12 protein-coding genes are annotated in these 17,281 nt (G+C 40.9%); 4 read left to right on the top strand and 8 right to left on the bottom strand.

What is annotated here, in order from left to right:
- Nucleotides 1-334: 334 nt before the first annotated feature.
- On the top strand, nucleotides 335-781 hold the full coding sequence (gene coaD, locus J4856_RS05715) for a pantetheine-phosphate adenylyltransferase (protein WP_025839715.1): 447 nt from the start codon (nucleotides 335-337) through the stop codon (nucleotides 779-781).
- 46 nt (nucleotides 782-827) lie between these two features.
- Nucleotides 828-1,256: an rRNA maturation RNase YbeY gene (ybeY, locus tag J4856_RS05710; RefSeq protein WP_065367646.1), complete on the top strand. Its 429-nt coding sequence runs from the start codon at nucleotides 828-830 to the stop codon at nucleotides 1,254-1,256.
- A gap of 392 nt (nucleotides 1,257-1,648) precedes the next feature.
- Here the strand turns inward: ybeY and J4856_RS05705 are convergent, their stop codons facing one another.
- The 8 genes from J4856_RS05705 to J4856_RS05670 all read right to left on the bottom strand — a co-directional run bounded on the left by J4856_RS05705 (nucleotide 1,649) and on the right by J4856_RS05670 (nucleotide 12,623).
- A complete protein-coding gene (locus J4856_RS05705) occupies nucleotides 1,649-3,217 on the bottom strand; it encodes a S41 family peptidase (protein ID WP_025839714.1) in 1,569 nt (522 codons plus the stop codon).
- Nucleotides 3,218-3,385: 168 nt separating this feature from the next.
- Nucleotides 3,386-5,344: a DNA topoisomerase IV subunit B gene (locus J4856_RS05700; RefSeq protein WP_025839713.1), complete on the bottom strand. Its 1,959-nt coding sequence runs from the start codon at nucleotides 5,342-5,344 to the stop codon at nucleotides 3,386-3,388.
- A gap of 70 nt (nucleotides 5,345-5,414) precedes the next feature.
- The gene (locus tag J4856_RS05695; protein WP_025839712.1) at nucleotides 5,415-5,630 is read right to left on the bottom strand and encodes a four helix bundle protein; all 216 of its coding nucleotides are present in this window, start codon (nucleotides 5,628-5,630) and stop codon (nucleotides 5,415-5,417) included.
- Between the two features lie 130 nt (nucleotides 5,631-5,760).
- The gene (locus tag J4856_RS05690; RefSeq protein WP_025839711.1) at nucleotides 5,761-6,909 is read right to left on the bottom strand and encodes a hypothetical protein; all 1,149 of its coding nucleotides are present in this window, start codon (nucleotides 6,907-6,909) and stop codon (nucleotides 5,761-5,763) included.
- A gap of 409 nt (nucleotides 6,910-7,318) precedes the next feature.
- Nucleotides 7,319-8,839 (bottom strand): endonuclease I family protein, encoded by a 1,521-nt coding sequence (locus tag J4856_RS05685; RefSeq protein WP_065367647.1) that lies wholly within the window; start codon nucleotides 8,837-8,839, stop codon nucleotides 7,319-7,321.
- Between the two features lie 163 nt (nucleotides 8,840-9,002).
- Nucleotides 9,003-10,319 (bottom strand): THUMP-like domain-containing protein, encoded by a 1,317-nt coding sequence (locus tag J4856_RS05680; protein WP_025839710.1) that lies wholly within the window; start codon nucleotides 10,317-10,319, stop codon nucleotides 9,003-9,005.
- Nucleotides 10,320-10,443: 124 nt separating this feature from the next.
- Nucleotides 10,444-11,172, bottom strand: a complete 729-nt coding sequence (locus tag J4856_RS05675; RefSeq protein WP_065367648.1) for a M15 family metallopeptidase — start codon at nucleotides 11,170-11,172, stop codon at nucleotides 10,444-10,446.
- Between the two features lie 251 nt (nucleotides 11,173-11,423).
- Nucleotides 11,424-12,623 (bottom strand): serine/threonine-protein kinase, encoded by a 1,200-nt coding sequence (locus tag J4856_RS05670; protein ID WP_025839709.1) that lies wholly within the window; start codon nucleotides 12,621-12,623, stop codon nucleotides 11,424-11,426.
- Between the two features lie 715 nt (nucleotides 12,624-13,338).
- Between J4856_RS05670 and J4856_RS05665 the strand changes: the two genes are divergently transcribed.
- Both J4856_RS05665 and J4856_RS05660 read left to right on the top strand, forming a co-directional pair.
- The gene (locus J4856_RS05665) at nucleotides 13,339-14,199 is read left to right on the top strand and encodes a GLPGLI family protein (RefSeq protein ID WP_025839708.1); all 861 of its coding nucleotides are present in this window, start codon (nucleotides 13,339-13,341) and stop codon (nucleotides 14,197-14,199) included.
- Between the two features lie 4 nt (nucleotides 14,200-14,203).
- A complete protein-coding gene (locus J4856_RS05660; RefSeq protein WP_234967254.1) occupies nucleotides 14,204-16,783 on the top strand; it encodes a hypothetical protein in 2,580 nt (859 codons plus the stop codon).
- Nucleotides 16,784-17,281 lie beyond the last annotated feature (498 nt).

Raw genomic sequence — 17,281 nt, 5'->3', positions numbered from 1 at the left:
AGTCCGTCTCCATAAGGGATTGATTGTTGCACGATTCGTTTTTATAATATTTGTCTCAACTTGAATGTCACCTTTAACGATAGCACAAGAATAATCCTGCCTGCTTTTTTGGTTATATAATGAAAATAGAGTAATTTTGCAGAGAACAAGGGGACGTTATTATGACAAAAATCATAAATCCTCCAACTTCGAACACCAACTTCCTGAACAAGCATGTCCAAAAGACAAGACTGTTCTATGAGTGAAGTCTTAACTTGTTCAAGATGAACTCAAAGACACATCCTGTGAAACAAACACAGTTACAATTGTGGAATAAACAAAAGATAAATATAGAATGAAAATAGGCATTTTCGTTGGAAGTTTCGACCCGTTTACAATAGGACATGACTCTATTGTACGCCGTGCTTTACCACTCTTTGACAAGGTGGTGATTGGTATTGGTGTTAACGAACGAAAGCAATGTATGCTCAGTACTGAGGAAAGAATGGAACGATTAGCACGTCTCTATGCCAACGAACCTAAGATTGAGGTTAAGACTTACAACGACCTGACCATCGACTTTGCTAGAAGAGAGGGATCCGAATATATCATAAAAGGAGTGCGGAGCGTGAAAGACTTTGAATATGAATGCGAACAAGCAGACATCAACCGTCGCTTGAGCTCTATTGAAACTATCTTCTTTTATGCAGAACCACAACTGGAGAGTATCAGCTCAAGCCTAGTAAGAGAACTTAAACACTTTGGAAGGGATATCACAGAATTTCTTCCCAAAGGTTATTAACAATGAGACAGAAACTCATAAAACTCATTGATAAAACAAAGACACGATGATAACATATAGTGCTGAAGGCGTTAAGATGCCAAAAATTAAGAAACGAGAGATCTCTCGTTGGATTAAAGCTGTTGCTGCAACTCATGGTAGAAAGGTTGGAGAAATTGGTTATATGTTCGTAGATGACGAGAAGATTCTCGAAGTAAACAACGAGTATTTAGGACATGATTACTATACGGACATCATTACTTTTGACTATGATGAGGATGATGTACTTAATGGCGACCTTATTATCTCACTTGATACAGTCCGTTCTAATGCCGAACTTTTCAAGAAGTCATACGAAGACGAACTTAACCGAGTTATCATTCATGGTATTCTTCACCTCTGTGGTATCAACGACAAGGGACCTGGAGAGCGTGAGATTATGGAAGAAAACGAGAATAAAGCACTCGCCCTATTAAAGGAGATGAGTGACAAATAAGAAGCAGTACCTTCTACTTTAGTAGGCGCTCACACGTAAAAGACAAAAGGGCTGAAATCCTATTTTGGGTTTCAGCCCTTATGGTTTGACCTCAATTCTTTACCAAAGAATTATAGATAGGCTACAAAGGGATTAATATTCGGAATTAGAATAAAAGTTCATACGCTGTTTAAAGACAGCACCACATATTCATTTTCAACTGATACATGTAAACTATTTTCACACAGTTCAAGACCGAACATGCTCTTTTGACTTCTAAAAGACGCCTAAATGGCTTGTAAAAGATACCCTTTAAGACCCTTACTAACGCCCTCTTGAAGTTCAATTAAGCACCTTATTTCATTCAGTTTTTCACTATGTCGTCACGTTATAAATACTTAAGTGTAGCCATTCTACCTACCCGTAGCCAACTCAACAGCCTTATTGACAATATCACTCTGGGCATTCCATACTCGGAAATACTCATTCATATCCCAGATATCACGGGCCGTGAGCGCCTTTATTTGTAGCGCAATATTAGGAAGGGTAGCCTTTAACTCTGCAGCATCTTTTGGTTCTATCTTTTCTTTCTTACCCTCTGCCACGATTTCATCAAGTAATGACTGTGGTACCACATAACCCTTATTGAACGCATCAAACGAACTGTATTGTGCCTTCAAAGTCTTACGATTAGCATCAGCATACTTCAAATAAGCATTGATGATTATGCTTTTTGCAGCTAACATACGATGATAACGCGTAAACTTTGTAGTGTCAAGCGGAACGAAATAATCAGGCATAATACCACCACCACCATAGACAACTCTGTGCTTACGAATGGTGTAATACTTCAATGAATCAGAGAACTGGATACTATCCGGACTGGTTAACTCACCATGTTTATAGCGATTCTCAATATCCATCTCATAGTCTTTCAGGTCGCCCTTTGTATAAGGTTTCTGAATACAACGACCACTTGGTGTATAGTAATGGGCAATCGTCAGACGAATCATACTACCATCAGGAAGGTCTAACGGACGCTGAACTAGTCCTTTACCAAAGGATCTACGACCAACAACAGTACCACGATCATTATCTTGAATAGCACCTGTAACAATCTCTGCAGCCGAAGCAGAAAGTTCATTGACCAACACAAAGACCTTTACATCCTGCAAACGTCCATTGCCAATAGCCTTGTAGTTCTGGCGACGAGCACGACGACCTTCTGTATAGACAATCATGTCATTGTCCTTAAGGAACTCATTAGAGATTTGAACAGCTGACTGAAGATAGCCTCCCCCGTTATCTTGTAGGTCGAGAATCAGGGTTTTCATTCCTTTTTTCTTCAAAGAGTCAACAGCCGACATAAACTCATCATGGGTCTTCATTCCAAAACTCTCTATTCGAACATAACCCACATTAGGGTGAATCATATAAGCGGCATTGATGGTATGAACAGGTATCTTGGCACGGGTAACGACAAAGGTTAGCATACCCTTCACACCACGACGAACAATACCCAGCTTAACCTTCGTACCTTTCTTACCACGTAGCATCTTCATTATATCGATACGTGCCATCTTTACGCCAGCGATTGTCGTATCATTGACACTGACAATACGGTCGCCTGCAAGGATTCCCACCTTTTGAGAGGGACCGTTGACAACAGGTTGTATAACGACAAGTGTATCCTCAATCATATTGAACTGCACGCCAATACCCTCAAAGTCACCTTGCAATGGTTCATTCATTGCCTTTGTCTCCTTCGCATCGGTGTAGGTAGAGTGTGGGTCAAGCTTCTCCAACATACCTTTAATAGCATCCTCCACCAGCTTCTGCTCATTCACAGAATCGACATAGAAGTTCGTGATTGCTAACTCTGCCAACTGCAACTTCCGTAATGGAGACTCTTTTATCTGCTGAGCAGACAAAGGTAAAAAGGTAAAAAGGTAAAAAAGTAAAAGATAAATATACTTTCTCATATCCTAATTTTATATTTTAATAGTTTTGTTATATGCTTGAAGAAAGCGATAAAAAGAACCTTTAAAGACTACTTTTTGCTCTTCAATTTTATTGATATTATTGACAGATGTACCGACAATCGTACAGACATCATTTGAAAATGCTATCCCTTTTATCGACTTTCTTTATTATTCTTCCACATCAGGAAGGTCTTCTTCGATAACGAGGTTGTCAATAATGAAGTTCTGGCGTTCCATTGTGTTCTTACCCATATAATACTCCAAGAGCTTAGCTACCTGGTCATTCTTATGTAAGGTAACTTGTTCCAGACGCATATCAGGACCGATGAAATGGGCAAATTCGTCAGGTGATATTTCACCAAGACCTTTGAATCGGGTGATTTCCGGGTCTGGACCAAGCTCAGTGATAGCAGCTATACGCTCCTCCTCTGAATAGCAGTAACGTGTAATAAAATCGTTCTTCTTCTCCCCTTTCACGCGACGTGCATCAGCCTCAGCAATCACTTCCTTGTTCTTAATCTTTGTGCGACGATTTCGAACACGGAACAATGGTGTCTGAAGGACATATACGTGTCCCTTCTTAATCAGCTCAGGGAAGAACTGTAAGAAGAAAGTTATAATCAGCAAACGGATATGCATACCGTCAACATCGGCATCCGTTGCAACAATCACCTTGTTATAACGCAGAGAGTCAAGTCCATCTTCAATGTCAAGTGCAGCCTGAAGGAGGTTAAACTCCTCATTCTCATACACAACCTTCTTCGTCAATCCGAAGCAATTCAGCGGCTTTCCACGCAATGAGAAGACAGCCTGTGTGTTCACGTCACGACTCTTCGTGATGCTTCCGCTGGCTGAATCGCCCTCCGTAATAAAGATAGAACTCTCCTCTTTTCGGTTGTCCTTAACGTCACAATAGTGTACACGACAGTCACGCAACTTGCGGTTATGTAGGTTCGCTTTCTTCGCTCGCTCGCGTGCCAGTTTCGTAACACCAGCCATCGCCTTACGCTCCCGTTCGGTCTCCTTGATTTTATTCTCAAGTATATCCGTAAAGTCTTCTTTATGTATATGGAGATAGTTATCAACATTTGTCTTGATGAAGTCGCCTACATACTTATTAATTGACTCGCCATCAGGTGACATCTGTGTAGAACCCAGCTTAATCTTTGTCTGTGATTCAAAGACTGGTTCCTCAACGTTTACAGCGATGGCAGCCACCAATCCATTACGAATATCACCATATTCATACTTCCCAAAGAACTCTTTTATTGTCTTTGCAATATGCTCTTTGAAAGCTGTTTGATGCGTTCCGCCCTGTGTTGTGTGCTGACCATTCACGAAAGAGTAGTACTCTTCACCATACTGATTGGTATGTGTAAATGCTATCTCTATATCCTCTCCCTTCATGTGAACGATAGGATACAATGGATCAACGGTCATATTATCCGTCAGGAGGTCTTTCAAACCATGACGACTAAGAATACGACGGCCATTGTACATTATCGTCAAGCCCGTATTGAGATAGGTATAGTTGCGAAGCATTTCCTCCACGATATCATCATGGAAACTATAATGCTTGAAGAGCGTTGCATCTGGCTCAAAGTAGATATAGGTACCATTCTCATCGTCAGACTTCTTTGTTTTATCACTCTGAAGATTGCCTTTCTCAAACGAGAGTTCACGCACCTTCCCATCACGGAAACTCTTCACTTCAAAATGAGAACTTAGTGCATTAACAGCTTTCACACCGACACCATTCAATCCAACGCTCTTCTTAAAAGCTTTAGAATCATACTTACCACCCGTATTCAGTACTGACACTGCTTCAACAAGCTTACCTTGCGGAATACCACGACCATAGTCGCGCACACTAACACGAAGATTTTCTTCCACATCAATCTCGATGCGGTCACCAGCATTCATCTTGAACTCATCGATAGAGTTATCAATCACCTCCTTTAAGAGTACATATATACCATCTTCCGGCAACTTTCCATCACCTAAACGACCAATATACATACCGGGACGGGTACGTACATGCTCCATATCCGAAAGGTGTCGGATATTATCGTCGGTGTAAGATACGGGTGTCGGCTGTTGGGTGTTGGGTGTTGATGAATTGTCCATGTGTTGGGTGGTGAGTGTTGGGTGTTAATGAATTGTTAATATGGTGGGTGGTGACGGGGGTGTGATGATACTAATTGAAAGATATCATATGTGTTCTTTCTTTACTACTATAGCGACCAAATCCTTCTGCAATATTAAACATAACTGATGTAGAGGCACGCTGTAATTGACTTGTCAATGCGTATCTTTCTTCTTTAGGAAATGATTTTAAGGCTTCATTGACATTAATAGCCAACTGCTTAGCGTCCTTATAAACATCTAAACGCCTATAATAAAACAATTCCATAGCAACATCCTTTTACATTCAAATGGTCTTTAAGTGTCTTAACGTTAGATGTTAATATAGAAGAAACACGTGAAAATATAGAAAGAACACATGATAAAACTATTCATCAACACCCAACATTCAACACCCATCACCCAATAGCTTTCCTATAGCACCTACGCTTCTTGTGCATAGTTGGGTCTAATGGTCCCCACTGGCTCTGTACGCTTTCGTTTGTTTCCATCTCAACATGCGTTTCACCCCACTTAAATCCATACTTCACATAACGTGGAATAAGGTCAGCAAAAACAAGAGAGTTGGCTCCCTTTGAACGATACTCTGGTAGGACACCAATAAGGAGGAGATCTACAACCTCCGTCTTATGGAACTTTATTGCACGAAGTAAATGCCACCATCCGAATGGGAAAAGACGTCCACGATGACATTTCTGCAAAGCACGTGTCAATGATGGGATTGTAATAGCAAGACCAACTAACTGGTTATCCTTGTTGCCATCCTCAATAACCGTAATAAGGTCAAGGTCAGCAAATGGGAAGTACATCTTGACATACTGGTCTATCTGACGTTCACTCAGTTCAGAGAAGCCATAAAGATGAGAGTAAGTAACATTGATTAAATCAAAGAGTTTCTTACCATAACCACCCTCGAAGACTTCCTTCTTGGTCAACTTACGCGCATGGAGATTATATCGTTTCTCCACCATCTCTGCAATTTTTGTGTATTTCTCTGGAGCTGCCTCTGGAACATCAAGACGGTATTCTACATAGTCATTATCCTTCTCCCAGCCACCAAGTTTCTCCATGTGCTTTGGATAATAATCGTAGTTGTAGATAGTTGCCATTGTACCGAGCTGATCAAAGCCCCATGTCAACATACCTTCTGGGTCCATATCTGTGAAACCAAGTGGACCAACAACAGAGGTCATACCCTTCTCTCTGCCGTAGTCTTCAACAGCCTTCAACAGAGCTTTTGAAACTTCTATATCGTCAATAAAGTCTATCCAACCGAAGCGAACATCCTTCTTGTCCCACTTTTCGTTTGCTTTATTATTGATGATGGCAGCCACGCGCCCCACCACCTTCCCCTCCTTCAAGGCAAGGAAATACTCAGCTTCGCAGAAGTCAAATGCTGCATTCTTATTTCTTGACAGCGTATTTAACTCATCACTATAAAGGTTAGGGGCATCATATTGATTACCCTCATAGAGATCATAATGAAACTCTATAAAAGCCTTAAGATCTTTCTTCGTTTCTACCTTCTTAATTTGAATTGAAGACATTTATTATTATTTATTTCGTTATTTTTCTAATCTTAAACGTGCAAAAGTACTAAAAAAAAGATAGAATGACAAATTTAGGATATAATTTGTTGATAATCTTGCATTCAACTCGTAAGATAGAGGCATGATACACATCCTCAACACACTTCGTGCTCATGCTCCGCACCATCTGTGCTAAGCCTCCGCACCATTCGTGTTCATGCTCCGCACCATTCGTGCTAAGCCTCCGCACTATTCATGCTTATCATAAGCTGTATTTGCTCACATCGCTAGCTGCATCAGTAGTTATGCTTTGCACGATTCCATACTAGTATTCATGGTTGACAAAAAGAAGACTTCATTATTCCCGACTTTGCAATAAGGAATAATGAAGTCTTCAGAATCTCGAAAGTTCAATAACGAGTATTGATTATCTCACAATAAATTTCTTACCATTTCGTAAATAGATACCTGGAGCAAGCTGGGTGTCAGCTGGCATGCGAACGCCCTGTAAATTATAAACCGCATCGTCAGTGATTGTAATGTTCCATATCGTTTCAACGCTTGCTGTCGGATCCTCTACATAGAGCATTGGATAAATACCGGCGGCAGAAGCTGGCTTATAAGCACCTAACGTCTTATAATCAGTATCATACTGAAGCACATGACCAGTAGAAGAAGTAATCGTGAAAGTACCATCAGCATTTGGTTCGAAAGTCCATTCAACAGCCTTATCTTTAGTCATAAACTGAACAGTTTTGTACTCATCTTTCTGCCCGAAGTATTTGCCGTTAGCATCTTTAATATAGAATCCTGTTATTCCCTGTTCCAAAGTGAGAACAGACTGGTTATCAGCATCTCTCACTTTACCATTATCATCAGTAATGTTCTTTGTTGGCAGATAGCCATACTTCTTGTTCTTCACTGTAGATGCTGCAAGAAAACTGCTACCAGTATTGACAACAAGGACATAACGCTTATCAGCAACAGGTGCTATTGTTGTCTTCACGAAGATTGTTCCTTGTGGTGTCACTTGTGGATTGTCTGGCGTCACAGGCTCTTCAGGAACAATCACACTAGTATAACGATTATCATCAGAAGCCGTAGTGATAGCATTATAAGGGTCAAACGCAACATCCATACTGTCACCCCAAACATATTCTGCAAGTTCAGGATAGTCGATAAAGAGGTTACGATTGTGCTGAATCCTATAAATAGCTTCGTTGCGTTTGATTTCAATTTGATCTACACGATCTTTCTTATTCCATTGTAGATATAATTTATAAGCCCACTGTTTAAGCGTTGGCCATTCCTTATTCTCAAGACTTTGCAAACCATCTTTTTCCCACTTAAGGTCCTGATAAGTGGTAGCCATATACATATAGCTACGTGAGAACTCACCTTTGAAAGCATCGCCTGGTTCCCACATCCTTGTAAGCTGACCATCAGCATAGCCATCACCTACCTTATCATAGCCTTCGCCTGCTAGCTCTTTTACATTAACGACGACACCCATTGGGTAATTGCTTTTAGAGCTATTAGCCTTTTCATCAGAAGGATAGAGGTTATAAAGGTCACACCATGCATCGTTTTTCGTCTTTCCCCACCAACTTTTCGGGAAAGAGTGTTCAATATTCATACCTGCAATGGACTTGCCTGTATTCGTACTTTCAAAATAGAATTTTTTATCGCTATAACGATTGTAGCACTCATTCGTTTGCGGATTACGATCAGAATACCAGAAGCCCCACCAAGTGCCATGTCCACCTCCACCGTATGGTAAGACATCCTTCTTGCTCATCAGCTTGTGTAAAGCAGTTTTTAACTGTTCTTTCTTCAATCCTGTTAACGAAGAAGCATACTGTGCTAGTGTCTTTCGATCAATAGCATTAGCAGATGTTGTTACACTAATCAACGCAGTCGCAATGACTATCTTAAAATACCTGTTCATTGTTTTAATAGGTTTTTATCGGTAAATATATATCATATATTATTGTTTAAAAGTCATCATGCTTATTGTCAAACAATGTCTGACCAGTCGTTTTCTGTGAGCTAAAGACATTGTGTAAAATGCACAACCATGTGTTTGCAACATTTAATCAAAAATAATGAAATCAATAAGGTGATGACGTTGTTTTCTTACAAACGATGAGAAGATGATTGTTTTCTGCATCTGTCGTTGCAAAGAGGTAAACATCTCCTCCTTCCTTTATCTTCAATCGTTTACGCAAATCGGCAACACTCATCGGGAAGTTGCGTACAGCAAGATTGGCCTTGTCTATCCATGAAAGGGTGCGTCGTAGATCCTTCTTATTAAATGATGAAACGGCTGTTATTTCAAACCATCGACCTGGAAGACTTTCAATAGCCTCATCAGAGACAAAAAGATGAGAATTCAGACTTAAGGCTGATATAGGATAACGCGCTGTGAGCAGTGCGAAGCAACCCGCCTTCATCAATGAAGCATTAGGCTCATAGAGGTACTGACCGCTCGTAGGAAGAGTTGAGCCGATGCGCTGTGATATGTTTAAAGTCTCATTCAGAGAATAAGAAACCATACTATCATCATTCACGCAAAACACTTGTAAGGCTTTTTCGTCAGTTGTTTTATCCCCTGTCGCACAAACTGACTTCTGCAAAACAAGCAGTAACTCCTTACATTCATTGCGTACAGAAACGATATGTACCTCACGGACCACATTGCCCAAACCATTGAGTTCGTCAACAGCACGATGCCAATCAAGCATTGGTGAGAGTTTAATAACCACCGTGTCAGCCTTTATTAAGAGTTCATCTTCCAAAGCCAAGACGTCAGGTGTACAATCACTTATCAGTATCGTCTTACCTCCTTGCTCGTTACGACGCGCAGGATCGAGGAAAAGAACTGACACTTGGTTGAGTTGACGGAGATAAGCCGTACCATCACCATTAACCACTTCAGCTTGTGATAAGCCTAAGGCATGGAAGTTATGACGTGCTAACGCACATAAGTTCTCTTGCTGTTCTACATAGATTGCACGTTTGAAACCCTGCGCCATAAAGGAGAAATCAACGCCAAAGCCACCCGTGAGGTCGCAAAGACAAGAAGAAGCCGATGTCCCTGTTCCAACGAGGCGTGTAACAAGTCGTGCCTTGTATTCCGCTGTCGGCTCACTTGAGCACTGCTCCATCGATAGATGAGGTGGATAGATGATATCCTCGTTTGCCGCCCACGATGGCAGTTTCGTGCGTGCTATCTGCCATCCAGCGATTTGATTGAGCAAGAAAGGCATGTCAATATCCGGATAGCGGTGGGATTGGAGGGCAAGAAGCCTCACCCCCGCCCCCTCTCCGATTGGAGAGGGGAGTGAAATGTTATGTTTGCTTAGGACGTCCCGCACATATCTTGGCAGTGGTAGTTCCGAATGACTTATATCGTTTTTTTGCTTCATCTAATCCTATTGTTGTATTACCTTAATAGTCCTTAGAATATTATTCTTATCATGCTAATACTGTAGCAAAGTCGGTAATCACTCCCCTCTCCATTCGGAGAGGGGGCGGGAGTGAGGCTTTTTCTCACCTTACCACCTTCAATTTCTTCTTTGCCCAAGCACGCGTACAAAGGTTGAAATGCCACCACTCCGTACGTAAAGGCATGAATCCTGCGGCACGCATCACCTCACGAAGTAGTCGGCGGTTGGCTAATGCCTCACGAGAGATAAGATGACGGGAGACGAGTTCTGACTCCTTATCAATATGACTGGCTATTCCCATGTGATCAACCTTCACACCCATTGGGATCGTATCAATAATACAACGTGTTGCGCCATCGCGCCATGTAGCTTCATTCCATGATGCCTTGCAGATACTGATATCTACCGCCATTCCATAGTTGTGCATACCACCTCCGTGGGTAGGATTGGAAACATAGAAGTACTTTGGCGTATCTTTTACAGCGTCCCACATCGTTTGCTGCACACTCATCGGTCGTGTAGCATCAAAGATGCAAAGACTCAAGTCGGGACGACGACGCTTCAACTCCGCCTGCGCCTTACGTAAGGCCTCAGCACAAACAGGCAATACATAGGCATCACGTAAGTCATGATAGAGTACACGATTGCAGAAGTTATCCGCGCGAGCATACATCAAAGCCACCTTGATTGAAGGAACCACTTGCTTAAGATTCACCAGTCCTTGCTGTTCCATTGACCGAGCAGCAGCCTGCCAACGAGCCACTGTCGTCTGTGCTTGTCCACTACTAGCACATAACAAACCTGCAAAGAGCATTAAAAAGATTTGTTTCATTCCTCTTGTTTATTAGAAATCCTACGATTAGCAACGAAGTGCAGCTATTTCCGTTGTCACTTCTTTGTCAATCAGAAAGCATATTGCTACTTACTAAAAACGAACAAGGGCAGACACTGTCTTCCTCTCACGCTTTCTTAAGGTTCTGAAAGAAAACACAGACTCTGCCTTTGCCTTCTAAAACACTACATCCGAGTAGGTAGCTTATCACATCTAGGTGACGTAGCCTTCATCTCTGTTGTGTCAATAATTTATTTATTTAATGCAGCCTTCTTCTGCTTTACATAATCACCAAATACGCGATCAACCTCAGCTCGCTGTTCATTGTTGAGTGTATCGTTAGCATGAATCAGTCCACGATAGTAAGTCTTAATGGCCTTATTTAACGCCGCCTTATCCGCAGAATTCTTCTCAAAGATACCATCAAGATCCTTATAAAGGGCTGGCTTCATCCTATTCATAAAGGCAAGTTTACCTGTAGCAGGAGCCTCAGCCTCAGCTGAGAGACTATCCGCCTGCTCTGTAGGAGCTACTTTCACAGTGTCTTCTGGTGCTGTCTCAGCATCCGACTTGAAGAGAGATGTCACATCCACCTTTCCAATCTGATTGACCAACGTACCGCCGTAATTATAGATTAAAACGCCAACGATACCCAAAACAACAACTAACAAAGCTACCATTACAGCACCTTTACCAATCTTTGGCATCTTAAATGATGTTCCTTCATTATTTAAATCAGCCAAGAATTCATCGATGTTTGAATAACGGTCGCTACGCTTAAAGGCACAACAACGCTTGATAATTTCACTATAAGCCAATGTAAGTCCCATGACCTTCATGATGGTGCCGAGTGAATAGATATCTGCCGTACCATCAGCTGCCATCGTCTCATCCTTCAACTCTGGTGCCATAAAACGAGTTGTGTCAGGAGTTATCTTCACATCTTCAGGTGAGAGAGCACTGAAATCTATCAGCTTCACATAATTACCTTGCGTTGTAACGAGGATGTTAGAGGGTTTCAAATAACGGTGTGCGATACCCTGACTATGCGCATAACGCAATGCATCAGCAATCTGATTAATGATTGCGATCTTCTCATCATCTGTATGCGACTCCTTGAGATAAGCCTGTAAGGTGCGGCCTTCGACATACTCCTCCTCAATACAAAGTCTGTAACCATCAACCTCAACCAGCCCTTGATAGCGTACAATACCAGAGTGATTGAGTCGTTGACACTGCTTAAACTCACGCTTCAAAGCATTACGAAGCAGCTGACGCTCACGATATTCCTCCTTAAGTGCCTTCAAAACAACCGTTTGGTCGCCTTTACGACACTTCACAATCATACAATATCCATGTGATGGAATAACCTGATAATCAGTATAACTTGCCTTTACTGGTGCATCTGCAGTCTGTACAGACTCGTTAGTGGGGACTTTGTTTTCACTCATTAATAATCGTAGGTTTAATTAACATGCATGTTTGGTGTACAAAAGTAGTAAAAAAAAACGAGACTATAGAGAAAAGAAACACTTAAAATAGATTCTTACGAAGTTTGGACTGATAACCTTATAGAATTAGAAGAGAAACATAGAACAAGTCACAAGGTAATTTTCAATTCGTTTGTTGTCATTTTACTTTCCACACAGACATTATAAATTTTTGTTACACTAAGACTCATGAAAGGTGATACCAAGACAAACTCAACTGGCAGTAAGCACTTTATCGAGATGCCGATAATCTTAAGCAATACACCAACTTTACAACAATTAAATAATGCAAAAAAGAACAAATACCTTGCAATTTTCAACCTTAATTTATAACTTTGAAATCCAATCTATATCAAACACGTTGACAATTCTTTATAAAAGAAAATACAATTGTAATATCGTGACAAGGTCACATATAACCTAAACAAGAACTCATCACCTTTAAACATTAAGCTCATGAAAAAGAGTCTTTTCGTAGCATTGCTCATATAGCAGTAGCATCCGTATCTTCAAAAGGTACATAGGAAATAAACAACTCATGTTGTAAAAAATCATATATCGACACGAATAAAACGACTACAGAAGAAATAAAAAAGAAGATACGAACAATCGATAAATCATAAAACCTATTTATATCAAGACCTGCTCTTGAATTATTCATTAACAAACCATTCAAATGAAGAAAAACATCATTCTACATATCCTCATCGTCTGCACAACATGCCTATCTGCTCAGACGCTGGATTTCTCTCAATTAAAAGGGAGATGGGATTCAACCAAAACAGTTCAATATGAACCTGCACAGTATCAAGTGGTTTATGAGTACAAGTATGCAAAAGACGCAAAGTATCCTGATGCAAAACGTACGGCAACCACAATCTTAAGAATAGGACAGCAGCATAATATGTTCATCGACTATGGACAACTCACTTTTGATTCTATTTCCGCATCTATTGCCAAAGGAAAATCTCAAGTAACTTCATCGGGTCCTAAACTTCTCGTAGCATTGAAGAACAAAGGCTTACGAGAACTAATCCTGCTGAATAGAGCGGCTAAAAAAGAGTTTATTCAATGCAATACAGGAGGTATTCAAAAATATCAATACGAGGAAGGTATCCCTCAACTGGAATGGGAACTACTACAAGGGGATAGTACAATTGCTGGATATCGATGTCAGAAAGCCAAGACAAGACTCTTCGGGCGTAATTACATAGCTTGGTATGCACCTGAAGTAGAACTGCCGTATGGTCCCTATAAATTTAACGGACTACCGGGTCTTATCTTTCAAGTACAAGACACTGAGAACAATTTTATCTTCACTTTGACAGGATTACAGAAAGTGAAGGGATATGCTCCTATTTATATGCACGATAAAAGTGACGTGATAAAGAGTTCCCGAAAAGCTGTCAGACAAATGTATAAGAACTATTGTGCTGATCCAGTAAAAGCCTTGACGGGCGACGGAAGTATTAGCGTGTCAGCCGATGTTGCAGCAACAGTTAACGCAAAGCCTTATAACCCAATAGAATTGGAATAAGCTCTTGCGACGAATACTCCTTTTACTCTGTTTCTTTACCAGTTGCTTCGCCCTCTTTGCACAGCAGGAGGGAGCATTGGTAAACCTGATGATTGAGGTCAGGGACTCTGCCAGCCTCCAACCATTAGCGGATGTGATGTGCCGTGTGGTGAACTCAAAGGGGAAGTTACTGAGCTATAAGATTGCTGACGAAAAGGGACATCTCAGTCTTACAGCGCACAATGAGGATATCTTGACTTTCACACTCATAGGCTATGGGAAGCGGAAAATCAACGTTCATGACATCCGTCAGCAAGCCAAGCAGCCAACCGTCATCTTACTTTCTCCAAAGCAAGTTGAACTAAAAGAAGTTGTCGTAAAGCTCTCCCCTATAAGGGAGCAAGGTGACACATTGGTATATAACGTTAGTTCTTTTCTTCAGAAAGGCGACCGACACCTTGAAGATATCCTTAAGAAACTACCAGGAGTCAAGGTCGCAGAGAATGGTTCAGTATCTTATCAGGGACGTGCCATCAACAGATTTTATATTGAAGGACAGGACCTGATGGGAAACAACTATAATCAAGCAACACGTAATATGCCCATCACTGCAGTACGTAACGTTGAAGTATTGGAGAATCACCAACCTGTAAAGATGCTACGGGGGCGTAAGCCATCAGAGTCGGCAGCTCTGAACATTCGCCTTGATAAGAACTATAAAGCACGTCCCTTTGGTGAGATAGCAGGCGGCTTAGGTATCAAACCAACTGTTTGGGACAATCAACTCTTTCTTACACAAGTGATGAAACACTCGCAAATACTTGTTTCAGCAAAGATGACCAACACAGGGAAAGACCTTTCCGAAGAAACCAGAGAACATATTGAGGTCAATAACCTAGATGCCTACGAGCCACTTCCACAAGGTGTCCTGTCTGAAGACATCAGCCAAGAGGCTCTCCCACAAGAAAGATATCTGCAAAATAAGTCGTACAGTGCAGGCCTTAATAATATCGTTACATTATCGAAAGATGCAACACTACGTAGTAACGTACTTCTCTATGAGGACCACGCAGGATACCATCAATCAACCGCTAACTATTATGGAGGACTAACCCCTACCACGTTAGAAACCACAGAAGGAACGAAGTTGCGCACATTACGCATCGTCCCTACTCTGAAATACGAAGAAAATGGCACAGAAAGATTTATTTCAAACGAATTAAAATATTCTTTTGAACAACAAATCATAGAAAATGAAGTTGTTACGAATGGCATCGGAATTACAGAACGAAGCCGCATCATACCATCTTTTATAAAGAATTATCTGTCTTCTTCTTTCAAATTAGGAAAGACTATGTTGCAAATCAACTCTCTCTTACGATACGCTAATCGGAGAGAAGAGCTCACAACAACCGCTGATTCCCTTCTATTATACAATAGTACAGAGAACTTAGCAACACATTCAATGATGACTCGAAATGTTCTCACGACATCAATTCCTATGTTTGGAAATGATTTAGACTTATCCTTACAAGCTTATTACAAGAACAATTCCTACAACTACCAAGAGGATATATGGCATCGCACCTTCAAGTTACAAGGTGAACCTGGTTACACTTGGAAATACTATAAACAAAGTTACGTGACCTTCGGACTTCCCTTTGAATGGACAAAAGTCAGCCTTTCAACAAAGGATAAAAGACTATCCGCCCGTGACTTCGTAACTTTCAAACCTTACTTCAACTTACAACAAGTATTGACAAGTAATCTGTCCTTAAATATTTCTTCCTCCATCTCAGCTAACGACAATGCGCTTGACTTCTATGCTCTAAAACCTTTAAGAGAAGGATACAGAGACTTACAGATTACAGGAAACGACATCTATAAGTCAACCCACATGCACGCCTCCTTCCATCTTCGTTATCGCAACATTGCAACAATGCTCTTTGCAAACCTGTCCTTTGCTTATTCGGACACGAAGCGAGAGGCTTATAGTCATTATGAATACAATGATTCTATGACAATAATGACATGGGTAAAAGGCAAGAATCACCGATACAACACGGCTGTGAATGCGATGGTTGATAAGACTTTTATCCCCATAGGACTATCCTTAAAGCTGGATGCGACGTATAACAGAAGTAGTTACCTTGTTTCACAATCGGGCATTATGGTCAACAACTATTCCCATCATGCTTCAGGGACGCTGACTACAAGTTTCCAAAAGTTGTCATGGTTGCGGTTATCCGCAGCGTTTACGGCTAATTATTTCTGGGAGAGGAGTCAAATTATGAGGCTAAGTGTTCTTTCTTCCTATACAACGAACATCGCTCTTTACGTCTTCCCTACCAAGAAGATGGAGCTGAAGATGAAATTTTATAACCTCACCAATGAGATTACAGACGGACATTATCATACTTGCGGATTGTTGGATGGTGATTTCAACTATAAGATTAACAATGTATGGGAACTAGGGCTATCAGGTACTAACCTGCTAAACAGTAAGTCATATACGATTACACAGAACATGGGCATCAACATTTTCAACACATCCCTACCCTTACGAGGACGGGAAATAATCCTCCGTTTACAATTGAGGTTATAAAAAGGGATTATGAAGTTTAGTATCGTTGACTTTGTCCGATTTTTTCACATATAGATTTTGTAATGACCATCAATTGGCTTGGCTCTATAACGAATCGTGTGGGTAATTCGTCATAGAGCCTAAAATATTGTCAAAAAGTATAGCCTTCAACGAAACACAACTCCAAATTGACCTTCGTTTTAATACGCTTAACGCACATTAAATCCCTACCCTTCCATATACAGCGATGGTGTTAATCCTCCGCACATGTGGTGCATACCATCCGCACCACATGTGCTAAGCATCCGCACCACATGTGCTGAGCACCCGCACCACTCGTGCGGAATATCAACACACAACCCACACGATTCGTTATAGAACCAATGTGGTTCTTCCAGAATTTGGAGTGATATCATTTAATATCTGATTATCAATAACTTTTGTGAGTTCTGTTCTTCCAAATCCCTTTGTTTACTGAATATTAAAGAATATAAAGTGCTAAAATAAAGGCTACAAAAT

The organism is Prevotella scopos JCM 17725, assembly GCF_018127785.1.
Classification (GTDB): Bacteria; Bacteroidota; Bacteroidia; order Bacteroidales; family Bacteroidaceae; genus Prevotella; species Prevotella scopos.
Note: the sequence above shows the minus strand (reverse complement) of the source record. Positions and strands in the feature narration are given on the sequence as shown.

Excerpts from the sequence above, each read along its gene's own strand:
- coaD (WP_025839715.1), top strand. The coding sequence starts at position 335 with ATGAAAATAGGCATTTTCGTTGGAAGTTTCGACCCGTTTACAATAGGA.
- ybeY (WP_065367646.1), top strand. The coding sequence starts at position 828 with ATGATAACATATAGTGCTGAAGGCGTTAAGATGCCAAAAATTAAGAAA.
- J4856_RS05705 (WP_025839714.1), bottom strand. The coding sequence starts at position 3,217 with ATGAGAAAGTATATTTATCTTTTACTTTTTTACCTTTTTACCTTTTTA.
- J4856_RS05700 (WP_025839713.1), bottom strand. The coding sequence starts at position 5,344 with ATGGACAATTCATCAACACCCAACACCCAACAGCCGACACCCGTATCT.
- J4856_RS05695 (WP_025839712.1), bottom strand. The coding sequence starts at position 5,630 with ATGGAATTGTTTTATTATAGGCGTTTAGATGTTTATAAGGACGCTAAG.
- J4856_RS05690 (WP_025839711.1), bottom strand. The coding sequence starts at position 6,909 with ATGTCTTCAATTCAAATTAAGAAGGTAGAAACGAAGAAAGATCTTAAG.
- J4856_RS05685 (WP_065367647.1), bottom strand. The coding sequence starts at position 8,839 with ATGAACAGGTATTTTAAGATAGTCATTGCGACTGCGTTGATTAGTGTA.
- J4856_RS05680 (WP_025839710.1), bottom strand. The coding sequence starts at position 10,319 with ATGAAGCAAAAAAACGATATAAGTCATTCGGAACTACCACTGCCAAGA.
- J4856_RS05675 (WP_065367648.1), bottom strand. The coding sequence starts at position 11,172 with ATGAAACAAATCTTTTTAATGCTCTTTGCAGGTTTGTTATGTGCTAGT.
- J4856_RS05670 (WP_025839709.1), bottom strand. The coding sequence starts at position 12,623 with ATGAGTGAAAACAAAGTCCCCACTAACGAGTCTGTACAGACTGCAGAT.
- J4856_RS05665 (WP_025839708.1), top strand. The coding sequence starts at position 13,339 with ATGAAGAAAAACATCATTCTACATATCCTCATCGTCTGCACAACATGC.